Genomic DNA, 23,185 nt, shown 5'->3' with positions numbered 1-23,185 from the left:
AATTAGTGCGGGCTAATACACAGTGGGGATCCTCCCTACTGCCTATAGTCTCACTTTATTATACACAAAAAAGGAGCCTCTCATAAGAAGCTCCCTCTCCTATATCTATATTATAAGAATAAATGACATCCAAATAAAATTGTAAATAAGTATAGTAATGGATGTACTTCCTTTCCTTTACCCTTCACAATTTTCAAAACTGGATATACTAAAAATCCAATTGCGATTCCATTTGCAATACTAGATGTTAACGGAATACCTATAAAAATCAAAAATGCTGGTAACGCATCTTCAAATTCATTCCAATTAATATCTCGAATGCTTTGTGCCATTAAACTACCTACTATAATTAATGAAGGAGCTGTAATAGCGGCCACACTTGATAAAGAAGCAATAACAGGACTGAAAAATGCCGTTATAATTGTTAGACCAACAACTACAATCCCTGTTAATCCAGTTTTCCCACCTGCAGCAATACCTGCTGACGATTCAATCGTCGCTGCTGTTGGGCTTGTTCCAAAGATAGAACCTGTAGTCCCTCCAATTGCATCTGCAATAAACGCTTTACCAAAACGCTTCTCTGTATTGTCTGTAATTAAACCTGCTTGTTTAATTAAACCAAGTAATGCACCTGTTGTATCGAATAAAAGTACAAGTAAAAATGAAAATACAACACCATATAATCCGTATTCAATTACATCTGAAAATGCATTGGTTGGGTTTGAAACGATAATACCCTCTGGCAAATGAGGCATCGCCACAATTTTATCAGCAAACTTCAATTGCCCTGTAAAGAAAGCGATAATTCCTGTCACAATCATACTAATAAATAATGCACCACTCACACGTAATGCCATTAATACCGCCGCTAATATTAAACCAATTAAAGTTAAAATAACAGCTGGAGAATGAAAATCACCAATCGTAACTAAATTAGACGGATGATCTACGATAATTCCAGAAAGGCGCAATCCAATAAAAGCAATAAATAGTCCAATTCCACCTGCAATTGCATGCTTTAAACTATCAGGAATTGCTAAAATTAACTTTTGCCTAAACGAAGTAAAAGATAATAAAAGAAAAATAATCCCCGTTACAAATACAGCTGAAAAGGCAACTACATATGTAATCCCTTCTGCCTTCTGTACAACAGAATAAGCAAAATATGCATTCATTCCCATAGCTGGAGCAATAACAATCGGGTAATTCGCGAAAATTGCCATACCTACTGTTCCAACAACGGTGGCAATAATTGTTGCTGTAAACGCTTGGTCAAATGGTACACCTGCATCAGATAATATTTTTGGATTGATGACAAGAATATACGCAAATGTAAAAAAAGTTGTGATGCCAGCTAAAAACTCTTGCTTCACAGAAGTGTTATATTTTTGTAATTGAAACATGCTTATGTACCCTTCCTACACCTGAATTATTATCACACATTCTTTTCTTACTAGTATGTGAGAAAATATAATACTTAATCTTAACAATCAATAAAAAGAAGAGTCAATATATTCCCTAATAGTTCGAATTTTAAGTTTAAGTCTGACAAGTACAGATGTAGTACAGTTCATTATGATTATTTTTGTAGCATAACAGATAGAAATGTTTTATAATTTGAAATAGTTAAATATTTAGCAAACGCATTCAAATATCGTTCACTCTACAAGGGGGATTCTTCTTATGCAGCACACAAACAAATCTGGAACTTTAAATCGTGGTTTAAAAGAACGACATATTACTTTAATGTCACTTGGCTCAGCTATTGGTGTTGGGCTATTTTTAGGATCCGCTTCCGCTATTAAACTAGCCGGTCCTTCTATTTTACTAGGCTATATGATTGCCGGACTCGTTATTTTTTTCATTATGCGAGCTCTCGGGGAAATGGCAATTGAACAACCTGTTGCCGGTTCTTTTAGTAAATATGCATATGATTATATCAGCCCACTCGCTGGTTATATTACTGGTTGGAATTACTGGTTCTTATGGGTTGTTACTTGTATGGCTGAAATTACAGCAGCTGGTATTTACATGCAGTACTGGTTCCCAGATATCCCGCGCTGGACTTGGGCATTACTTGCTCTATTGTTAATGAGCGCTTTTAACTTCTTATCGGTAAAAGTATTTGGAGAACTTGAGTTTTGGTTTGCTCTCATTAAAATTGTCACAATTATCTGTATGATAGTAGTCGGAGCTGGTATTATTTTATTCGGATTCGGAAACGGTGGTATCGCTACTGGTATTTCAAACCTTTGGTCACATGGCGGCTGGTTCCCAAATGGTTTTTCTGGGTTACTACTCTCCATGCAGATGGTACTATTCGCTTATTTAGGCGTTGAATTAATCGGTGTTACAGCTGGTGAAGCTCAAAATCCGAAGAAAACACTCGCAAAAGCAATTGATAACGTGTTTTGGAGAATATTACTGTTCTACGTAGGAGCTCTATTCGTTATGATGGCAATTTATCCATGGAACGAACTTGGTGAGAAAGGAAGCCCATTCGTATTAACATTCCAGCAAATTGGTATCGCAAAAGCAGCAGGTATTATTAATTTTGTCGTATTAACAGCAGCTCTTTCTTCTTGTAACGGTGGTTTATTTAGTACAGGCCGTATGCTATTTACATTAGCTCAGCAGAAAAAAGCTCCTGAAAGATTTGGTCGTTTAAATAAAAACGGCATTCCAAGCCAAGGAATTGTAGCAACTGCTATCGTTTTACTCATTGGTGTTATATTAAACTATCTCGTACCTGCAAAGGTATTTACATGGCTTACTAGCATTTCAACTTTCGGCGCAATTTGGACTTGGGGAATTATATTAGTTGCTCAAATTAAATTCCGTAAAAGCTTACCTACTCAAAATAAACAAAAGTTATCATATAAAATGCCTTTATACCCATTAAGCTCATATTTCTCACTCGTTTTCCTTGTATTAGTACTAGGTATAATGGCGTATTCAGAAGATACACGAATTGCATTGATTGTCGGCCCAATTTGGCTTATCGGCTTAGCAATCGTATATTACATGAAAGGGTTTCATAAGATTGATGAAACACCTAACTCAAAAATTAGTTAAGCAAAACACCCCTTCCTTATTACTTGGAAGGGGTGTTTTTATATCTATATAAATATTTCTCAACAAAATTCACGGTATTTTTACAATCTTTTAATATTTTTTATGTTTTCCGTCTTTATTTTTACAGAAAAATAAATTACATTATTAAAGCACATATATTTATTATTAGGGGGATTCTTCTATGAAGAATAAAAAATGGATTACATTTTCTTTAGCAACAGCAATTACACTAAGTATAGGGACCTCGTTCATACCGTCTACTTATGCCGAAAGCTCTGTAGACCCAGCTCCTGAAATTGCTGCAAAAGTTGTAAATCAAAACAATGGGAAGAAAGTATTATTCGATAATACACACGGTCAAACTGCTGGGACAGCTGACTGGGTTATTGACGGCGGCTTTTCTGACTTCGGAAACGGCATTGCAAAAAACGGATATCACGTAAAAGAACTTCGTAAATCAACACCTATTACGTACGAAGACTTAAATGGTTACAATGTATTTATCGTTCCAGAAGCTAATATTCCTTACAAAAAATCTGAGCAGGACGCTATGTTACAATATGTAAAAAATGGTGGTAGTATCTTCTTTATTGCCGATCATTACAATGCGGATCGTAATAAAAATCGCTGGGACTCTTCTGAAGTATTTAATGGATATAGACGCGGTGCTTGGGATAATCCAGCAAAAGGAATGTCTAATGAAGAAGCAAATTCACAAGCTATGCAAGGAGTAGAAAGCTCTGATTGGCTATCTGACAACTTCGGTATTCGCTTCCGCTACAATGCACTTGGTGATGTTTCAGCGAAAACAATTGTATCGCCTGAACAATCTTTCGGAATTACAAAAGGTGTTTCTTCTGTAGCAATGCATGCTGGTTCTACTCTAGCAATTACAAACCCAAAACTAGCAAAAGGACTTGTTTACCTTCCAGAAAATCCATCAAAATGGAATAACGCTGTTGATAGTGGCGTTTATAATGGCGGTGGTATTGCAGAAGGCCCATATGCTGCAATTGCAAAAATAGGACTTGGAAAAGCTGCCTTTATTGGTGACTCTTCTCCTGTTGAAGATGCAACGCCAAAGTACGTTCGTGAAGATTCTGGCCAAACAAAGAAAACTTACGATGGTTATAAAGAAGAAAACGATGCGATTTTATTAGAAAACATCGTAAATTGGTTATCGAATAAAGAGACATTTACAAGTTTAGATCAAGTAAATGGTTTACAACTTGATTCACCTACAGCTCTACAAACATTTGAACAGCCAAGCTTATCAACAGAACCACAACCTGAACCTTGGAGTGCACCAAATGCAGGTTATCAATGGTTTAATACAAATACTTTTAAACCAGGTTCATACGGTTATAACGGTGCGGTAACAACAAGCGACTACGTCGTTACACACCCTAGCATTCTACCAAACAATGAAATTTTCCAAATGAAGATTCAAGTAAACAACTTACTACCTAATACAACTTATAACAACTATTCTTTAGGTATATTCACTACTGGTGGAACACAAGTAGCAAAAGTTCAAAATACAAACGGCACTTGGCCATCTGCTTTCGGATATAGTAGTGCATTCTCTTTCACAACAAACAGCTTAGGCTCTGCTGAAAAAGTTGTAAATGTACAGATTGATTCAAATACAACTGGACAAGCAACGCTTCGTCTACGTCAAAATACAACAGCGAAATATAATGAAACTGTAACGATTAATAAAAAATAATGAAAAAGGCAATCCATACATGGATTGCCTTCTTTTCACTTCTCTTCTTTTGAGAAAAACATTCTTGAAATAACGATACCTATACTACCGACGATTAGGAATAACACTGCCCTAATCATCATCGAAACCTCCGGTAAGTCAAGTAGGAATAACTTCCCTACCGTTACTACTAATACGATTAATCCAGCATATAATATTTCATTCATCTGTCTATAACGGCCAAACCAAACTGCAAATAACGCATATATCATCCATAATAACGATACAGATACGCTAATTATACTTCCATCTGTAGAAAGAACTTCACCAATTCTAGTAATTGTAATAAATACAATGACCATTAACCAGTAGAGCGCTATAGAGTACACATACTTACCAAAACTCGCTAACACTTCTTTCGCTTGTCTCATGCAATAATAGAATGTTCCTATTAAAATAATATGAGCAACAAAGCCTGCCGAAATAAATTGATCAAACGGACTAAAAATCGTTTGTATCATTCCAATCGCGTAAATCGTTGCACTAACATACAATTTTATCTGTTGTTTTCCTTTAATAGAAGTAACCATTCCAAGGAAACCTTGTAATAATAGTACGATCGCTGCATTTACTAAACTATACTCGTATAAAATCGCTAAACTAAATGCTCCCATTGTGAAACCAAATAAAAGATTTGTAAATGTAGAATGTCTATTCTTCCTATACTCAAGCACAAACATAGCAGCGTGCACAATTGCACTAATAATTAATCCCCATGTTGTAAAATCAGGTATTTTTGAAATAGCTAGTATAAAGAACACTGCATTCGCACTAAATATCGCCAAACGCGGTTCTGGTATAAAACTTCTCTCCGTAAACATATGCCAAAATAATAGTAAATGAATCAAACCATATACAATCGTTAACTGTATTTGCAAGTTCTCTACTAATATTGACATAACAGCAAAGAAGACAAAAAGAACAATGGCCGCAACAGCGTAAGAAATCATATATAAATATTTATAACGATTTTTCAATCCATACCATAATAAACTAAGTGTTAACACTGTCTCATATCCAAAGAAAATATAAGGATTAGGAGTCGTACTATTTAACAAGAATGGCACGAAGAACGCTCCTACCGCTACGAAGATAGTAAGGTATTCCGAGTTATATCTTTTCGCTAAATAAATCCCTAAAATAACCCATGTAATATTAAAGAGAAACGCGATACTTGCCGGAATAAATGCATACAAATAATGTGCCGCAAACGTCGTTAAAACAATCCCCGAAATACTTCCTCCAACCAATACTAATCCTAACGCCTGCCGCTCTCTTTTAATTTGAATATCTCCTATATAATACAAACCGATAGATAATGCGATACCAAACACAATTCGTATTGCTGGTGTTAATAAACCAGCATCTACCCCTGCTTTAAATAACCAGATCACTCCAAGCAACATAATACCGACAAATACACGCGGTAACCACGTTTGACAAAACTTAATAATATTAAATGGCTCTGGTTTAAAAGCAGATATATCTACTTGTTTTACCTCACATTCTTGCAAAGGCTCTTTTATCTTAACTATTTCTTCTTTTGGCTTTTCCTCCATTACCGTTTCAATATATTCTTTCTTATCCTTACTAACATGTTGCTGAGCGTTTTCTACTTCTATTTCCCTTTGCTTCACCTTTAATTCAGCAAGTGCTTCTTGAATCGTTTCAATTGCCGTTTCGAGTGCTTCTATTTTCTTATCCAAATCCTTCTTCATATGCTACCCCCTTATTCGTAACTCTCATTAAACCTATATATTACCAATTACCTTTATCATACTCTTAGTCTATTCATTTTCAATAGTATTTTTCCAAAAAAAGAAAGGTGTCTTCCCAAAATAGGAAAACACCTTTTTACTCATTTATTCTTATTTAAAGCAATGCTAACGATGAAACCAAGACACATGCCTACAATAGCTGGAACAATCCATCCAACACCTTCTGTATAAAACGGAATGTATTTTAATACTGACGTCCACTGATTCATCATTACATTTTTATTTAAAATATCAATTGCACTAAATATTGCTACAATCCAAACAGTTACTGTATATACGTATGCATACTTCCCAATATACTTATGGAATAACCCTAGAATAATAAGCGTTAATGCAATTGGATAAATAAATCCAAGAATTGGTACTGATACTTTTAAAATTTGCGTTAATCCTAAATTAGCTAAGATCATACTAACAACGCTTACTATAAATGCCCACACTTTATAAGATACTTTCGGAAATGCACTCGAAAAAAATTGACTACAAGACGTAACAAGTCCAATTGAAACACATAAACATGAGATAGTAAAAATAAGACCTAATAAAACGACTCCGCCCTGTCCAAATAATGTAGTCATAACTTGTGCTAACACTTTGGCACCGTTATCAAATGTTCCTAATGAGCCACTAATTGCCCCCACATATCCAAGGATGACATAAATAATCGATAATAATAGTCCTGCCCCGATTCCAGCAATACTCATATATTTCGCTAAACCTTTATCATCTTCAATACCCTTTGCACGTAATGCATTTGCAATAACAATTCCAAAGATTAAAGCAGCTAACGCATCCATTGTTAAATATCCATCTAAAAACCCTTGAAACATAGGAGCTTGGCCATAGTTCCCTATTGGTTCTTTCATATCTCCTACTGTTGTAAACATACTCTTTATAAAAATAAGTGCAATCATACATAATAATAACGGCGTCAAGACTTTTCCAAACAACCCCATTAGTTTAGATGGTGATAAACTTAACCAGTAAACAATACTAAAGAAAATAACTGTGTAAAACAATAATACTCCGCTTCCTGCTTCAGGGAATAACTGACCTGGCCCCATTTCAAAGGCTAAACTTCCCGCACGTGGTATACCAAGCCCAGGTCCAATAAATATATACACGATACATGGAAAAATAATTGCAAATGAAGAATGAACTCTACCCGCTAACGTTTGAAAACTTCCTGCTTTTGCAATAGAAATAACACCTAATATAGGAAGACCTGTTGCTGATATAATAAATCCTACTAACGAAATCCACACATGTTCTCCTGCTTCATATCCAAGAAAAGGTGGGAATATAAGATTCCCTGCTCCAAAGAACATCGAGAATAACATAAGACTAATAAGTAAAATTTCTTTTTTCTGTAACAATTTCATTTCTTTCTCCTTCTTTAATTTCATCTTTTATGAAATCAATTCCACATATAAAAAAAGTACAATAACCCGCTTCCTTACAAAGAAAACATAGTCCATAGTCTATCACAAAAGAAACACCCCTTCTATAGCTATTCCCTTTTTCCAATCTCTTCTGAAAAATCAACCTTTATTGACTTATAATAGTTAATAAAGTAAAATATTAAATGTACAAAATTATTAACTTTGTTTTTGTTTGTGTCAGGAGGAAAATAACATGGAATCAGCGATACAACTAGAAAGAGAACAACAAAGAAAAAAGAAACATCCTCCAGGTTTATACTTACTCTTCTTTACAGAAATGTGGGAAAGATTTAGTTACTATGGATTACGAGGATTATTAACATTATATTTAACGACAGCTTTAGTAAGCGGTGGTCTTGGGTTTAGTCCCGCATGGGCACTCTCTATTTACGGATTTTATACTGGAGCCTGTTATTTCACACCAATGATTGGTGGATACTTAACAGACCGTTTTCTAGGTAGACGAAAAGCAATCACAATTGGTGGTATAACAATGGCAATCGGTAACCTTACACTATTTGCCTTGCAAAACCAATTAGGCCTATACCTCGGATTAGCGCTTATTATTATCGGTAACGGATTCTTCAAACCGAACATCTCTACACTGGTTGGAGAATTATACGAAGAGAACGATCCAAAACGTGATAGTGCATTTACCATTTTCTATATGGGTATTAACGTCGGGTCATTTTTAGCTCCACTCGTTTGCGGGTTTTTATCAGAAAATTTATTCAAAACAACAGTTGATGGCGTTGTACATTACGGATTCCGTTACGGTTTCTTAGCCGCTTCAATCGGAATGATTATTGGACAAATTTTATTTACAACATTATCAAATCGCTTCCTTGGTGATATCGGTAAAAAACCAACTCGCGATTTACAAACAACAGATGGACAACCATCAGTAGGAGATACACCGTTAACAAAAAAAGAAAAACAACGTACCGCAGTTATCGTCATTTTAACATGCTTCGTTGTCTTCTTCTGGGCTGGCTTTGAACAAGCTGGTAGCTCGTTAACATTATATACAAACAAATTTGTAGACCGCTCTGTGTTCGGATGGGAAGTTCCAACATCTTGGTTCCAATCGGTCAATCCATTATTTATTATTTTACTTGCTCCAGTCATTTCTGCATTATGGGCAAAACTTGCAACTCGCAAGCGCGGTGATTTAAAAATCCCAACTAAAATGGGACTTGGTATGATCTTGCTTGGTATCGGTTATATCATTCTCGTTATCGCTACATTAAAAACAGGTAGTGATGAACATAACATTACAGAAAAAGCAAACTTACTATTTATCGTCTTTACGTATCTTTTCCATACGTTAGGTGAGCTATTCTTATCACCTGTCGGACTATCAATGGTTAGTGCGCTTGCTCCGGTAAAATTAGCATCTTTACTAATGGGTGTATGGCTAGCAAGTTCAGGTATCGCCAACATTTTAGGCGGACAACTTGCAAGCTTCACAACCTCACTTGGATACGCTGAAGTATTCACGGTTATTGGCGCTGTGGCAATTGTATTAGGTTGTGTTTTATTATTAATTTCTAAGAAATTAGTGAAATGGATGGATTAAAAAAGATGAGGAATTTCTCCTCATCTTTTTTTATGCCGTTTTACCTTTTTCTATTGCTTGTTCGTACAGCTCTTTATGTTCTTTATATTCACTTGGTACGAAACTCTTATAGAAGAATGAGAACCAGCTGTCTCCCTTTTTATACCCTTCTTCTCGAATTTCTGCTGCTTTTTTATTCAATTTAAACCCTTCAGTAAACCATTTCTTTAACAATTCATTTCTTTCATACTTAGCAGGAACTTTTAAATTATAGTTTTCAAATGCATACTTATAGCCAGCCTTTTCTACTGCCTTTTTTGTAGACTTATAGCCTTTTTCATACGCTGTTTCATATGCCTTCACGTATACTTCTTTCTCTCTATTTCCAGGATTCTTTTCAGCTAGTTCTTTCCCTGTCTTTTCTCCTAATTCAGCTTGTTCTTTTTCAATTTTTTCTGTTCTTTCTTTATTCCCTACTTTGAACCCGTCTACAAAGTTTACCTTAAACTCTGGAGCAACTTGACTATCGTCCATCGTCTCTTGTGCTAAACCTTGTTCTTTTCCTTTTTCAAAATGCGTTTTCTTCTGCTCTTCTAAAGACCATGCGGCTGCATAAGTCGCTTTAAACGCTTGTTTATATGCATCAGATTTTCCAGCTACATGCACTTCTGCATCATTTTTTCCTGCTTTAAAATCAGTTTCTCCATTCTTTTGACCTTCAAGTTGACCTTTTTCCATATCAGCTTGGCGCTGCGCTTCCTCTTGCTTACGTGCCTCTTCAGCTTTTCTTTGTTCTTCGGCTACACGTTGTCTCTCTTCTTCAGCTTTACGCTGTGCTTCTGCTTGTCTCTCAGCTTCTACAGCACTATTATTATTCTGGCTAGGAGCTGGGCTCGTTGCACCACTACTAGAAGCTGGTTTATTGTGATAATGATATTCCCCGTACTGTAATCCCCATTTCTCACAATTTGTACGACACGTATGTCCGCCATTAGCATCTGTACGCCCTGGATGCGCATAAGCTGAAATTGGAGCTACCAATAACGCTATACTCGTTGTTAAAAGAAGTTTCTTCACCTGTTGTCTCACTCTTGTTCCTCCCAAAATATAGAATTATAACTTTATTATACATAAATAGAAGAATACTTAAATACAAACCAAAACATTCTATTTTTTCTCAACATTAGTAAAAAAGAAGGTGAACTCTTTAAAGAGTTCACCTTCTTTTTTACTTCTTCGCCTTCGTTCCTACTAAATCACCAGCAACAACATAACGCTTAGAATTATCCTTTACAGATACACATGTAATAAGCGTTATCTCATCTTTCCCATGATCCTCCACAACTTCCCACTTATCAGGAGTTACTTCAGATACACCAGTAACCGCATACTCATATTCATTTTCATTGTCATACAAATAAATTTTATCGCCTTTTTTCAAAGAAGCTATATCACTAAATAAAACACCTTTTTTAGACATGTTATGTCCTGCTAGTGCGTAATTTCCTTTTCCCATAACTTGATTCTCTTTTACTGTCGCTGCACCTGTTAATAAGTTTTTTTCAGTAGAAGCTTTCAAAACAGGCAGTTCTACTGAAACACTTGGAATCGAAATACGACCAATTACTTGTTTCTTATCTAATGATGCATTCGCTACTTCCGCCAAGTCTGGTTGATTAATTTTGGAAGCATCTACAAATTCCGTCTCATGCTTTTCATAATCCATCTTTTGAACAGCCTGCACATTTTCAGTCTGTTTCTTTTCAGCCTGATATCCATCATAAAATGGCTTTCCAATTAACACCCCACCTACAACAAATAGCAGGATTGCTACTATACTATAAATTCTTTGCTTATTCATATACAATTCCTTTCCCTTACAAAATCTTACTCTATATAAAATGATAAAATAATATCGCCATATGTACAAGTATTAGCTGAAAAGAAACCTTCTTGCCGGTGCAAGAAGGTTTCTTTTTAAGCTAATTTATTTCTGTATAATGATACGTGAAATACTGTCATTTGAATAAAGAAAATAGAAAATAGAATATATAATGGGTATCCAGGAAGATATTCATTAATAATAGGCGAAAAAGTTAAAAATCCAACTGCACAAGGTAACACAAACCATAACGATACAAATGTTGTTCGACAAGCTTTATCCGTAATCGCTTTTTCACGTTCATCTTCTAGTGGAAATAATAATGGATACATCCAAAAAGATAAATTCTTATATTTTTTCTTTTGAATTCTATAAAAAATTGTAACTATAATAGCTCCAATAAATAATAAAATAAATGGTACTCCATTAACCGCTACTTCAAACGGGAATTTCTCGTTTTTAAATATGTCTGCTAACTCTGTAATAACACTATAAAATTCAACAAATGTCCAGCATGCTAGTGCAGTATAGAGTACATTTATAATATAAGAAAAACCAATTCTACTCATCCTCTTCCCCCTCCTTATTTAAAACAAACACGTCTTCCATCTTTAACTGGAATACATCACAAATCATCAATGCTAGTAACAATGAAGGAACGTAATCCCCTTTTTCAATTGCAGCAACTGTTTGTCTCGTCACTCCAACCTTTTCTGCTAATACACTTTGTGAAAAATTAAAACGAGCTCTTAATTCTTTTACTCTGTTTAAAATGGTCAAATTTACCACCTCTCACCATTATTGTATGCTATCCTTAACAAAATGTAAACTTAACTTAACATTAATATTGTAAAAAATCCAACTCTACGTATTGTAAAGTTGGATTACGTTTTAGTTTAAAATTGTAACTTTAACGATTTTTCTTCCCCATTGACTAGAAGACCCTTTATCAGGCATTAACACATCAATTCTGTTACCTTTAATCGCTCCACCAGTATCTGCTGCAATTGCGACTCCATAACCTTCAACATTTACAGTTTTGCCTAATGGAATAACACTTGGATCTACAGCAATTAATTTCATTCCTGGGTTTGCAGTTAGATTATAACCTTTACCACCTGGTCCCCATGCAGAAAATACTTGTTGACCTGACGCATAACCATTTTCCGCTGGATCAGCTGTATAAGCTGTAGCTTCTACATAAATTTCTTTCCCACCAGCAGTTGGCTTAGAAGGTTGTGCAGGTTCTACCTTCGAATTATTATTAGCAACTGGTTCTGCCGGTTTACTAGCTTTTTCTTGCTTTTGCTTTTCAGCAATTTCTGCTTGTGCTTTCGCTAAAGCTTCTTGCTCAGCCTTTGCAGCCGCTTCTGCTTTTGCACGCTCTTCCGCTGCGATTCTTGCTGCTTCTTGTTCACGAGCAATTGTTTCTTGTACTGCCTTCATATTTGATTCAATTTTAGCTTTCTCTTCCGCTGCTAAATTAAGCTGACTTGCAACCTCATTATATTTAGCTTGAACTGTTTGTAAGTTATCTTGACGTTTTTTCAAGTTATCTTGCAGTTCAGCTTGCGCTTTTGCTAATTTTTGTTTGTCTACTACTAAAGATGCTTCTTTTTCGTCAATTGTTTTCTTATCTTCTTCAATTTGACGAAGATCTTGTTCTTGTAGACGTAAAATTTCTTTATCAGCTTCTAGAATAGTAGAAACTGCGTTCATACGTTGTAAGAAGTCTGCAAAGTTTTTTGACTCTACTACAACTTCTACTACTAAACTTGTATTTGAACTGTTTTGAACAGAAACCATACGTTTTCTCATAATGTCTTTACGAGCAAGGACTTTATCCTCTAAAACGACAATTTCTTCCTTTTTTTGTTCAATCTGCTTATGTGTTTCATCGATTTTACGTTGAATAGCAGCTTGATCCTCTTTATTTTTTGCAATTGTATTATTTAAATTATGTAGTTCGTTTTCAATACCTTTAATTTCTTTACTAACAGCTTGCTTCTCTTGCTCTTTCTTTTGCATTTCTGCATCGTTTTGTTGCAATTGCTGTTGCATGTTGTTAAGTTTCTCGTCGTTTGACTCTGCTTTAACAGCGACTGTACTAGAAAGACCGATAATTCCTGCTAATACTAGACAGCTGATTCGCTTAAAATAGTTCATAATCCGACTCCCTTCTTATACAGTTATACATGATTTATTTTACAGTTTGTTTACAAAACGATTAAATACAGTTTATTTTTCGTGACAAAAAAAAGAGAATTATGAATAAAATGTAATAGATTCTTAAATATTTAACAATTCCTATATTTAAAAAATACAAAAGATGCTAAAATCCAAATATAGAGAAAATATAACTTTCGAAGGCGGTTGAAATAAATACATGTTTACTCAAAAGAAATCACTCCAACATACAATTGCTCAATTAGAAGAGCGTATACAAGAATTAGAAGCAGAATTGAAACAAAAAGATATTGAAAAACAAGAGACTATTTCGACTATCCACGATCGTGTACAAAGCGTTGTACACGAGCATCAACTTGTAAATAACCAACACAATACACTCCAAAATTTAGTTCAACAATTAAGTTCATGTTTCGAAAATGTTTCAACACGCACGACACATTCCAATGAGTTAAATAATGAAATGTTGCAAAAGGAACAAAGCTTAATTCAGTCTATTGCAGAAATTATTGACTGCTCTAATGAAGGAAAAGAATCCGTTCACCGCTTACTTATTGTAATTAATAAATTAGGTGAACAATCTCAACGCACGTCTAATAGTATGAATCATCTAAGCGAACGCTCAAAGGAAATCGAGCAAATTGTAGAAGTCATTCAAAACATTGCAGCACAAACAAATTTACTTGCCTTAAATGCGAGTATTGAAGCCGCACGTGCTGGAGAGCACGGTAAAGGATTCGCTGTCGTTGCCAATGAAGTAAGAAAACTAGCGGAAAGTACAGCAGAAAGCACAAAAAACATCGGCAACTTAACGAAAAAAATTCAAGAAGAAATTGAAAAAGCATACGATAATACAAAAGATAATTTACATTTAGTCGATGAAGGTGTAGAAATGAGCGCCGATACAAACGCTAGAATTGAAAATATTTTAGTTATGATTCAAACGTTACAAAATGGCGCTACAAATGTTATTAAGGCTATTGAAAACCAAAAGTCTTGTAATGATGACATATTACGAGAATTCGCTAATACACAACAAATGTTCCAAAAATTAAATACTACTATTATGAATCATATTCATGATGCTGAAAAAGTCGATGTTCAATTGTCTAAAAGTCTTCAAGGAACAGTAACTTCTTAATTAAAAATAAAAATCCCTTATACTGCTATAAGGGATTTTTATTTTATTTCGAATATTTATTTCTTTTCAATATTCATCCATATCTTTGTTATAATGGAAAAGTTGTTTCTTTCAACTAATAAACAAGGAGGTTATTATGGAACAATTTTACTACGTTTTAAAATATTTAATTCTCGGTCTGTTCCAAGGACTAACAGAACCAATTCCGATTTCTTCAAGTGGTCACCTCGTTTTAGCACAACATTTGCTAGGACTAAAAATAGAAGGATTTAGCTTCGAACTACTTGTTAATTCAGCTTCATTATTAGCTGTATTACTTATTTATAGAAATGATTTAATTCGTCTGACGAAGAATGGTCTCTCTTATATATTTACAAGAGCAGAAGACGCGAAATCAGATTTCTTCTTTATTATTTATCTTGTTATTGCAACCATTCCAGCAGGTGTTATTGGTGTTTTATTTAAAGATTACATCGATCAGTACTTAAAAGGTGTGAAGATGGTTGGGATTTCCCTTCTTATTACTGCTGTCGGCCTTTGGATTATTAGAAATTTACGCGGTCGTAAAAATGATGGCGACCTTTCTATGAAAGATGCAATCATCGTCGGATTAGCACAAGCTTGCGCACTGATTCCTGGAATAAGCCGATCTGGTGCCACAATCGTAGCAGCAATGTTACTTGGTATGAAGCAAGAAACAGCTCTTCGCTTCTCATTCTTACTATACATTCCTGTTAGCTTAGGTGGCTTATTGTTAAGCATTACAGACATTGCAAATGATCCAAATCTAGACACATTATTCGTACCATATGTCGTTGCATTCATCGCAACATTTATCATGACGTATATTTCACTAAAATGGTTTATGAACATTATGGCAAAAGGAAATTTAAAGTATTTCTCTTTCTATTGTATTATCGTAGGTGTACTTACTCTTATTTTCTTATAAAGTGAAACTTACAAATCGAAAGCGAGTCATTCTATTACACTAGATGACTCGCTTTTTTATACCTTTATTAAGTTAAAACCTATCATTCACTTCGAATTTTCAGAATATTATAATAATTATTAAGTTCACTATTATAGTAAAGCTATCTTTCCTACTATTATCGTAAAAGAGGTGTTTATATACTTATAGTTACTAAACTCATTCACATTAAGTACGGATATGAAAGTGAGCTACTTTGTGAGCTTAAACAATATTATCCTTCCCCTGGAACGAACGGTTTTATTAACATAGAGTTTTCACATGTTCATCGTACAAATGATAAGACAGAATATATGTTTCGTATGTTATGGAAAACACAACAAGATTACCATACATGGCTTTCTCAAAGAAAAGGCCATGAAACTTTGAAGTACAAAATACAAGGCTATATCCTTTCTTCCAAATCAAATGCTACCTATGTGCATTAACTCTTCTCTTTTTATTCCTTGCGAGGAGAAAAATGATAAAGTGAAACTTTAATCCTCACCAATCGTGCTTCCCACAAATAGCGGGATAAAGAGCCCTCTTACTTTTCATACTGTAAGAGGGCTTCTCTTATGCATACACTTTCTTTTCTTGACAATACAAACGAATAACATGTTTATTTTGTTGAAATACATCATGCGTCAGACGAATAATAATAAAGTTTCGTTTTGTTTGATCATCATGAACAAAAATCTGTTCTCCCTCCTGAAAACGCCATGCACTTTCAAAAGTCGTAATATGATCCCCACTTACAGAAAAAAGTTCATATCGCATCTCTTGTACCCTCTCTCAACTTATATAATCATAATATCCTCATATTAAATTTATTATAACTTAATTCCTATAAAATTAGTAATTATTTCTATTTCGAAATATTTTAACTTTGTATTTAAATATTTTTAGCGCTATAATGATAAACGAATTTTTATTGAAAGGAGTTTCACTTTGACTGCATATTTATTTCCAGTAAAAACAGCATTTATTTTATTTCCTTTTTTAGCAATGTTTCTTTTAATCCCTTTTCTAATATTTAATTATCGAAAATACGGTTATTTAAATAAATGGCGCTCATTTATTTTATACTCATTATTACTTTACTTATTAAATGCCTATTTTCTTGTTATTTTGCCGTTGCCACAAACGTTTGATACTTGTAGCCTACAATCGGCTAATACACAACACATGCAACTCTCACCATTTTATTTCATACAAGAGATTAGTAGTCATACATCGGCAGTTTTAACGAAACCGGCTACTTATTTCTACTTATTAAAAGAGTCTGCTTTTTTACAAGTTGCATTTAATGTTCTATTAACTGTTCCATTCGGTATTTACTTACGTTATTATTTCCGACGTAGTTTCCTACAAACAATTTACATTTCCTTTTTCCTTTCACTATTTTTCGAGCTAACACAAGTGACTGGATTATACGGTATATACAATTGTGCATACCGATTATTTGATATCGATGATTTGTTTTTAAATACATTAGGTGGCGTAATTGGTTTTATCATTGCACCAATATTTACGTACTTCCTTCCAAAAACAAACGAGTTAGATAGTCATATTAATTTAGAAACGAAACCAGTCGGATTCATTCGTCGCCTTATCGCGATGCAAATTGATTGGATTTTCTTATCTATCGTTGTACCTGTCATTAAAAACAAAGGAAATTCTTTCTTCGTTTCTAATATGCAATCTTACACCAATATGTATGAACTCATTTTCATTACGTGTTCAATCCTTATTTACTTTATTATTATTCCATACTTTACGAATGGAAAAACAATTGGGAAAGCATTGCTTCGCATTCACCTGAAAGGAAAATCAGATCGTATTACATTAAAAGAACTATTTATTCGATACGGTATATTTTATTTTGCGTTAGGCGGAATCAATTATATTCTTTCTAGTAGTTCTATGTTAAATCATACAGAACCTTTAGTATTACTCGTTACATTGTTATTCCTATTCATCATTAACGGCCTGTTTATTATTCATGTTTTACTGCATGTATTTAGCCGTGATAAACTACTATTTTATGAGCATATTAGTCATACAAGAAATGCAATTACACTAAAAAAAGCTGACAAATAATTATTTGTCAGCTTTTTCATATACATAATGTGAAACTTTAATCAACCCTCCCAAAACGAGCGGTTATCTCCCACCGAATTTTGAGATGGGAGTATTACTGCCCGTTAATGCGGGATAAATAACTTTTCTGCATAAGGATTAAAAAACATTCCAAGTTCATCTAGAGACTTCCTCGCCTGTAAAAACGAATGAAACTCTGGATATATATCTTGTAATTGCTCATACGATAATGTATGCATTTTCCCCCAATGCGGACGCCCTTCATACTTCAGAAAAATTTTTTCCACTTCGCCAAAGTAAGCAGCATATTTCATACCTTTATACATATGAACAGCGATATACGCTGAATCTCTTCCATAGGCTGGACTAAGCCATATATCATCACCTTTCACATAGCGGCATTCGATCGGGAAGTGCACCTTATACTTTTTCTTTTCAATAAGATTTGAGATTTCTTCTACCACAGTCCTCATATACTTTGAAGGAATGCTATACTCCATTTCATAAAATGGTACCGTACGTGATGTAGCAAATACTTCATAGCTCGGGCCAATTATTTTTGTGTTTGGTACAGCCTTAGCTGATAATCGACTCACTCCTTTACTTATAGAAGGAAACCATTTACACCCTTTAGATAGTAAAGAGAACATCCTATTTTCAAGTAACTCCACCTTTAGTTTATGCCATTTCAAATCACTGCCTGTATTCGTTGTTTCGTTCGTAAGTTTTACTTGTACTTCATCAGAATAAGGAAAAACGAAAAATTCAAAGTGACGATGCTTCTTATACTCTTCTAGTTTGTTCATTACAGTAGATAATGACTGTTTTTCACTTTCATAAACGAGTGAATACGCTGGAATAACCTTCAATTTTATCTTTACAATGATACCTAACATTCCAAGTGACAACTGAAACGCTCTCCAATATTCTACGTTCTCAGCTTCCGAACAAACTATACTCTCACCATTAGATAAAACTGCCGTAATCTCTATAACTTGTGTTGATAAGCTCCCAAAGGTAATACCCGTTCCATGAGTCCCCGTACTAATCGCTCCTGCAATAGATTGCGAATCAATATCTCCTAAATTTTCTTGCGCATAACCTTTTTCCTCAAGTAACTTCCCTAAATCATATAACTTTGTTCCTGCCCACACTTCAGCGACCATCTTCTCTTCATCAATATTCACAATGCCCTTCAATTCATCTAAAGAAACTAAAACTTCTTCCGTTTGCACAAGGGGTGTAAACGAGTGTCCTGAACCAACAACACGAATTTTCTGCCCCTTTTTTCGTGCAACCCCCACTACTTCTACTACATCTTGTATACTTTCTGGATACATCGTATAATGCGGCGTCCCTTCTACATTCCCTGTCCAATTCCTCCACCTTTGTCCCTTTATAGAAAGCATTGGCCATCCCCCCGATATGTTGAATACTCCCCAACAATCTCTCCTTGTTTAACACGATACAAAAAAGGAAAGCGTTCACATAATTCACCAGCCTTACTATGACGAAACAAAATGGACTCTCCTATGTCCACTCTTTCCTCGCCGTTATAAAATATTGGCGTTTGTACCTCGCCAGCACCTTCTAAAGCTAATAGTTTTGCACCCTTTGGTCTCCAAACTTCAGGCTCTTTATCTTTTCCAACTGCTCCTGAAGCAATATATCCACCACCTAGGCAAGTGTAAATAAACGGGACTGGTTTACGCACAACTGGTAAGGCAAATCCGACCGCTGGATGAAATTTCACCTCTTTATAATAATCAAACAGCTTCGGAGAATAAAAAGCAGAACCTATTGTAATCTCTGAAACTGAATTATCTTTCTCAGTTGTTTTTATGCTTCCTGTTCCGCCTCCATTTACAAACCTTAGCTCAATACCAAGTTTTTGTATTGCTTTTACAATATATTCTCTTCTTTCTTTAACTTCTAGCACTGATTTCTGCTTTAAATACGAAATCACTTTACTTTTCAGCCATTGATTCGGTATATGGTCTCCCACCCCAGCAATTTGAGCTTCATAACCCATCACACCATCTAACATTAAATATGATGACCTTCTCACCTTTTCTACTACTTTCAACGCATCCTGCACATTTTTTACTGGGGATCTTTGTACACCAAAATGAAATTGAAAGAAACGACTACTCATATCAATATCCAAACAAACACGAAAACATCCTTTAGATTCCTCAGCAATTTTTTCTAAATACACAATATGCTCTTCACAATCCACCATACAAGTTATAATGAAACCTTTCTTTGTTAGCAAACTAATTTCATACAAAGCTCTTTCATCATAAGCAGGATATCCAAGCAATAAATCATTAAATCCTTGTTCTATTAAAAATAAAGTCTCTCTAGGTGAAAAGCACATAATACCTTGAAATCGATCATTTGCAGCTAAAATCTTTTGCATAATCGGAACAGAACGTAACGATTTACTCGCTATACGAATCTTCTTATTTCCACTTAACTCTATAATTGATTGAATATTTCTATCTAAAGCCACTTCATCCAAAAATGCACACGGTAATGGAACTTCTTTAAAAATTCCTCGATCCACATTTTTCTCTCCTCTTCTCAATATGTCTTATACATATTGGAAAGAAAGTGTGATTTTCCTGTTTGCAAATAAAAAAAGTTTCTTCTTTACGAAGAAACTTTTTGAAACTACTTCATAGAAATAGTCGCCTCTACTGGATAATGATCAGAGTAATCATTATACGTATATTTTTGGAACCATGATGTAACAGTCCATTGTGGAGATTTCGGCTGTAACACCTTATTCTCTATATACGATGGGTTCGCATGGTCTTTGCTTGCAATAATATAATCTAAATACTCGGCAGGACTATCAGGGAAATTATATTTTGCAATACTGTTTGTCGTTGCATCCCAAGTCGCTGTATGTCCAGTATAAGATGGTACAGAAGCGTTCAATGTTTTAAACATAGATGTATACTCTGAATCATTCTTGTTCTCTGCATTTATTTTATTTACGTTCATATCACCACCAATTAACACATACTCATTATTTGGTATATTTTTATTTTTAATAAAATCTTGAATTTCTTTTAATTGGTTCGTACGTACAGATGCAGGTGAAGTTTTTCCGCACATACTATCTTCAGCCTGCAAATGCGTCCCAATTACGTGAATGAAACGATCATTTTTCTTAATTTTCGTATATACAAATCCTTTATTCGATAAATTATCTGGCCCGCATCCTTTTGCAAATACATATTGAATCTTTTCAGCGATTGGCCATTTGCTGACAATCGCAACGCCACCATCTTCAGGAGTTGAAGATGAATAGTTCCCTAACGTTTTATCCCATTCGCTTCCACTACTACGACCTAATACTGCTGTTTGATTTGGATATTCTTTCTTCAAATTACCTAATAAACGATCTGATGCGCTATTATCAAACACTTCATTTAATATAACAACATCTTGATTCTTTATATAATCTGCCGCCCCAATTAAATCAGCACGCTCAGTTTGTCCCCAGTTTGGATATAAGTTTGTTGATAGCATATATACATTATGCGTCATCACTTTTAATGTATCATTTTGATTTGTAGATGCTTCTGCTTGAGCTGACGTTCCGCTATATAAAGCTCCTAAACCAACACCTAAGCTAAGTACACCTTTTAGCAATTTACCTTTCACGTTTCATACCTCCATGTATTGTATAGTGATAAAAAGGCCAAATACTCTATTCTGAGATTTGACCTTCTTCAAATACTTAACGATTTCCGTACGTATCAAACCAAAGCTGAATATATCCAGCAGTAACACGTTGTGCATCCATTAAACGCTTACCTGTCATTGGTGTAACTTCAGCGCGCCATTTATCTGCATATTCTTGTGATACAGCTGCTCTTACGAACCAATCTTTCGTATTATCATTTACAATGCCAGCATAATCTTGCTTCGCAACTACTGCCGCTCCATGAATCCAATCTTCTGGATTCGTACCTTTCCAGTTCCAATACCCATTTCCATCCGTTACTTTATAATTATCTTTTATCGTATCTACAAAGTTTTCATATTTAGAATGGAATCCTTGTGGATACGAAAGATTCGTAAAGTTTGCCGCATGCATCGGTTGGTTTACATCACCTAAATAATGAAGAGATAATCCTAAATAGAAGAATGCTTGTTTCATATCTTTATTTTTGTAAGACTCACCAGCTAATTTAAAATATTTAGCTCCAGTTTCCTTTGCCTGCTTTGCATACGGAATATAAGTTTTCCCATTGTCAGGGTCATAGAAATGTGAAGCAAATGTGCTATTATCATAATAAGGATTTTCATAGTCAGCAGCATAAATACCGTTCTCTAACTCAGTACGCCATTCATTTAATAGTGCAACTCGATCTTGTTTTACAAGTGTTGTATTACGAGACATAATATCAATTGCACGATTTACAATCCATAAATGAGAATTCACGCCTTCTTTATGTTTATCTTCAGCAGACCAGCGCGGAATAACTCCAAATCTCTGTCCCCCATCATTTTCATGAGCAAATGCAACACTTTGTAATGGAGCAACTAATGTAATAGCTGCCGCTAAAGCAAGTACTTTCTTTTTCATATAAAATCCTCCATTTTATAATTGAATTATTGTAAACATTTTGTTAGGATCCTATGATGTCATCCGGTTAACCTATGACTAGAATATCCCACCTTTCATGAAAATTCTATCACTAAATCAAAATATGCAAATGTTCATATCATTATAACTTTATACACAGTGAATATAATGAATGAATACACTTTCATTTTAATAAACTATTATTAAGGCTTGTCTAAACTAATGTAAAAAAAGAGTAAAGCACCCACATGCTTTACTCTTTTTTTCTATTCGATAATATACTTGGCAATTGTACATTAACTGCCAACTTATGTATAAATCCAAACACTAATCCGATCCCTATAAATATGTATAATATCGTAAATATCTTTCCGAAGTCAGTTTGGGGACTAAATTGCCCATCACCGACAGTAGTCAGCGTCACAACGCTAAAATATAAAGCATCCAGAGGACGTAACCCCTCCACTGTACTATAAAAGATTGTACCAGATATTAATGTCAAAATTGTTAATACGAATAACACTTGAAATTCTTTATCTTTCCATGCTCGCAAACAAGCTTTTAGCATCCGTTTCAATGTCAATATAAATGAAAGCATTAGACTTCCCCTTCCAAACAAAATACCTTTAGTTACAGGAAAGTCTATCACCTTTCAGTATAGAAAAAAAGTAGCCCTCT

Annotated in this window: 20 protein-coding genes and 1 pseudogene; 7 read left to right on the top strand and 14 right to left on the bottom strand. The window is 34.6% G+C overall.

What is annotated here, in order from left to right:
- Positions 1-110: 110 nt before the first annotated feature.
- Positions 111-1,403, bottom strand: coding sequence for an NCS2 family permease (locus DOS87_RS03600; RefSeq protein WP_000487187.1), 1,293 nt, complete (start codon positions 1,401-1,403; stop codon positions 111-113).
- 280 nt (positions 1,404-1,683) lie between these two features.
- On the opposite strand from DOS87_RS03600, the gene DOS87_RS03595 reads away from it, so the two are divergent.
- Both DOS87_RS03595 and DOS87_RS03590 read left to right on the top strand, forming a co-directional pair.
- Complete coding sequence (locus DOS87_RS03595) at positions 1,684-3,075, top strand: amino acid permease (RefSeq protein WP_001164901.1); 1,392 nt, start codon at positions 1,684-1,686, stop codon at positions 3,073-3,075.
- Between the two features lie 181 nt (positions 3,076-3,256).
- Positions 3,257-4,804, top strand: a complete 1,548-nt coding sequence (locus DOS87_RS03590; RefSeq protein ID WP_000791516.1) for a DNA-binding protein — start codon at positions 3,257-3,259, stop codon at positions 4,802-4,804.
- Between the two features lie 35 nt (positions 4,805-4,839).
- Here the strand turns inward: DOS87_RS03590 and DOS87_RS03585 are convergent, their stop codons facing one another.
- Together DOS87_RS03585 and brnQ1 are read right to left on the bottom strand one after the other, a co-directional pair.
- On the bottom strand, positions 4,840-6,561 hold the full coding sequence (locus DOS87_RS03585; protein ID WP_000710904.1) for a DUF2339 domain-containing protein: 1,722 nt from the start codon (positions 6,559-6,561) through the stop codon (positions 4,840-4,842).
- 140 nt (positions 6,562-6,701) lie between these two features.
- A complete protein-coding gene (gene brnQ1, locus DOS87_RS03580; protein WP_098578295.1) occupies positions 6,702-8,003 on the bottom strand; it encodes a branched-chain amino acid transport system II carrier protein BrnQ1 in 1,302 nt (433 codons plus the stop codon).
- A 253-nt stretch (positions 8,004-8,256) separates the two neighbouring features.
- On the opposite strand from brnQ1, the gene DOS87_RS03575 reads away from it, so the two are divergent.
- The gene (locus DOS87_RS03575) at positions 8,257-9,642 is read left to right on the top strand and encodes a peptide MFS transporter (RefSeq protein WP_000443141.1); all 1,386 of its coding nucleotides are present in this window, start codon (positions 8,257-8,259) and stop codon (positions 9,640-9,642) included.
- Between the two features lie 30 nt (positions 9,643-9,672).
- Here the strand turns inward: DOS87_RS03575 and DOS87_RS03570 are convergent, their stop codons facing one another.
- From DOS87_RS03570 to DOS87_RS03550, 5 genes are all read right to left on the bottom strand, one after another.
- A complete protein-coding gene (locus DOS87_RS03570) occupies positions 9,673-10,710 on the bottom strand; it encodes a YHYH domain-containing protein (protein ID WP_001249807.1) in 1,038 nt (345 codons plus the stop codon).
- Positions 10,711-10,849: 139 nt separating this feature from the next.
- The gene (locus tag DOS87_RS03565; protein ID WP_001041729.1) at positions 10,850-11,482 is read right to left on the bottom strand and encodes a class A sortase; all 633 of its coding nucleotides are present in this window, start codon (positions 11,480-11,482) and stop codon (positions 10,850-10,852) included.
- Between the two features lie 116 nt (positions 11,483-11,598).
- On the bottom strand, positions 11,599-12,072 hold the full coding sequence (locus DOS87_RS03560) for a DUF2178 domain-containing protein (RefSeq protein WP_000086544.1): 474 nt from the start codon (positions 12,070-12,072) through the stop codon (positions 11,599-11,601).
- The gene (locus DOS87_RS03555) at positions 12,065-12,283 is read right to left on the bottom strand and encodes a helix-turn-helix transcriptional regulator (protein ID WP_000154017.1); all 219 of its coding nucleotides are present in this window, start codon (positions 12,281-12,283) and stop codon (positions 12,065-12,067) included. Before DOS87_RS03555 ends, DOS87_RS03560 begins: the two co-directional genes overlap by 8 nt.
- 111 nt (positions 12,284-12,394) lie before the next feature.
- Positions 12,395-13,669, bottom strand: a complete 1,275-nt coding sequence (locus DOS87_RS03550) for a 3D domain-containing protein (RefSeq protein WP_001105781.1) — start codon at positions 13,667-13,669, stop codon at positions 12,395-12,397.
- Positions 13,670-14,300: 631 nt separating this feature from the next.
- On the opposite strand from DOS87_RS03550, the pseudogene DOS87_RS30575 reads away from it, so the two are divergent.
- The 3 genes and pseudogenes from DOS87_RS30575 to DOS87_RS03535 form a co-directional block, all read left to right on the top strand.
- A pseudogene (locus DOS87_RS30575) lies at positions 14,301-14,831 on the top strand (methyl-accepting chemotaxis protein); the annotation flags it as partial.
- A gap of 136 nt (positions 14,832-14,967) precedes the next feature.
- A complete protein-coding gene (locus DOS87_RS03540; protein ID WP_000434794.1) occupies positions 14,968-15,780 on the top strand; it encodes an undecaprenyl-diphosphate phosphatase in 813 nt (270 codons plus the stop codon).
- A gap of 179 nt (positions 15,781-15,959) precedes the next feature.
- Positions 15,960-16,247 carry an antibiotic biosynthesis monooxygenase family protein gene (locus DOS87_RS03535; RefSeq protein WP_043333453.1) on the top strand — a complete coding sequence of 96 codons (288 nt, stop codon included), beginning with the start codon at positions 15,960-15,962 and terminating at the stop codon, positions 16,245-16,247.
- A gap of 127 nt (positions 16,248-16,374) precedes the next feature.
- Here DOS87_RS03535 and DOS87_RS03530 read toward each other — a convergent pair whose 3' ends face one another.
- Positions 16,375-16,578 (bottom strand): hypothetical protein, encoded by a 204-nt coding sequence (locus tag DOS87_RS03530; protein ID WP_001268332.1) that lies wholly within the window; start codon positions 16,576-16,578, stop codon positions 16,375-16,377.
- A gap of 171 nt (positions 16,579-16,749) precedes the next feature.
- Here DOS87_RS03530 and DOS87_RS03525 point away from each other — a divergent pair, with 171 nt between their 5' ends.
- Positions 16,750-17,901: a VanZ family protein gene (locus DOS87_RS03525; protein WP_000128031.1), complete on the top strand. Its 1,152-nt coding sequence runs from the start codon at positions 16,750-16,752 to the stop codon at positions 17,899-17,901.
- A 104-nt stretch (positions 17,902-18,005) separates the two neighbouring features.
- Here DOS87_RS03525 and DOS87_RS03520 read toward each other — a convergent pair whose 3' ends face one another.
- The 5 genes from DOS87_RS03520 to DOS87_RS03500 all read right to left on the bottom strand — a co-directional run bounded on the left by DOS87_RS03520 (position 18,006) and on the right by DOS87_RS03500 (position 23,105).
- Positions 18,006-19,310, bottom strand: a complete 1,305-nt coding sequence (locus DOS87_RS03520) for a D-arabinono-1,4-lactone oxidase (protein WP_000948963.1) — start codon at positions 19,308-19,310, stop codon at positions 18,006-18,008.
- Complete coding sequence (locus tag DOS87_RS03515) at positions 19,298-20,470, bottom strand: amino acid deaminase/aldolase (RefSeq protein ID WP_000373748.1); 1,173 nt, start codon at positions 20,468-20,470, stop codon at positions 19,298-19,300. The genes DOS87_RS03520 and DOS87_RS03515 overlap by 13 nt, the downstream gene beginning before the upstream one ends.
- A gap of 107 nt (positions 20,471-20,577) precedes the next feature.
- Entirely contained in the window at positions 20,578-21,579 is a 1,002-nt protein-coding gene (gene sph, locus DOS87_RS03510; RefSeq protein WP_000676793.1) for a sphingomyelinase C, read from the bottom strand.
- 76 nt (positions 21,580-21,655) lie between these two features.
- Positions 21,656-22,507, bottom strand: a complete 852-nt coding sequence (gene cerA, locus DOS87_RS03505) for a phospholipase CerA (protein WP_000730997.1) — start codon at positions 22,505-22,507, stop codon at positions 21,656-21,658.
- Between the two features lie 253 nt (positions 22,508-22,760).
- Positions 22,761-23,105, bottom strand: coding sequence for a potassium channel family protein (locus DOS87_RS03500; protein WP_000948035.1), 345 nt, complete (start codon positions 23,103-23,105; stop codon positions 22,761-22,763).
- Positions 23,106-23,185 lie beyond the last annotated feature (80 nt).

It is taken from the genome of Bacillus sp. CR71 (genome assembly GCF_003429245.1).
Lineage (GTDB): Bacteria > Bacillota > Bacilli > Bacillales > Bacillaceae_G > Bacillus_A > Bacillus_A thuringiensis_S.
Note: the sequence above shows the minus strand (reverse complement) of the source record. Positions and strands in the feature narration are given on the sequence as shown.

Excerpts from the sequence above, each read along its gene's own strand:
- DOS87_RS03575 (WP_000443141.1), top strand. The coding sequence starts at position 8,257 with ATGGAATCAGCGATACAACTAGAAAGAGAACAACAAAGAAAAAAGAAA.
- brnQ1 (WP_098578295.1), bottom strand. The coding sequence starts at position 8,003 with ATGAAATTGTTACAGAAAAAAGAAATTTTACTTATTAGTCTTATGTTA.
- cerA (WP_000730997.1), bottom strand. The coding sequence starts at position 22,507 with ATGAAAAAGAAAGTACTTGCTTTAGCGGCAGCTATTACATTAGTTGCT.
- DOS87_RS03600 (WP_000487187.1), bottom strand. The coding sequence starts at position 1,403 with ATGTTTCAATTACAAAAATATAACACTTCTGTGAAGCAAGAGTTTTTA.
- DOS87_RS03565 (WP_001041729.1), bottom strand. The coding sequence starts at position 11,482 with ATGAATAAGCAAAGAATTTATAGTATAGTAGCAATCCTGCTATTTGTT.
- DOS87_RS03550 (WP_001105781.1), bottom strand. The coding sequence starts at position 13,669 with ATGAACTATTTTAAGCGAATCAGCTGTCTAGTATTAGCAGGAATTATC.
- DOS87_RS03500 (WP_000948035.1), bottom strand. The coding sequence starts at position 23,105 with ATGCTTTCATTTATATTGACATTGAAACGGATGCTAAAAGCTTGTTTG.
- DOS87_RS03520 (WP_000948963.1), bottom strand. The coding sequence starts at position 19,310 with ATGCTTTCTATAAAGGGACAAAGGTGGAGGAATTGGACAGGGAATGTA.
- DOS87_RS03585 (WP_000710904.1), bottom strand. The coding sequence starts at position 6,561 with ATGAAGAAGGATTTGGATAAGAAAATAGAAGCACTCGAAACGGCAATT.
- DOS87_RS03595 (WP_001164901.1), top strand. The coding sequence starts at position 1,684 with ATGCAGCACACAAACAAATCTGGAACTTTAAATCGTGGTTTAAAAGAA.
- DOS87_RS03590 (WP_000791516.1), top strand. The coding sequence starts at position 3,257 with ATGAAGAATAAAAAATGGATTACATTTTCTTTAGCAACAGCAATTACA.
- DOS87_RS03530 (WP_001268332.1), bottom strand. The coding sequence starts at position 16,578 with ATGCGATATGAACTTTTTTCTGTAAGTGGGGATCATATTACGACTTTT.
- DOS87_RS03540 (WP_000434794.1), top strand. The coding sequence starts at position 14,968 with ATGGAACAATTTTACTACGTTTTAAAATATTTAATTCTCGGTCTGTTC.
- DOS87_RS03560 (WP_000086544.1), bottom strand. The coding sequence starts at position 12,072 with ATGAGTAGAATTGGTTTTTCTTATATTATAAATGTACTCTATACTGCA.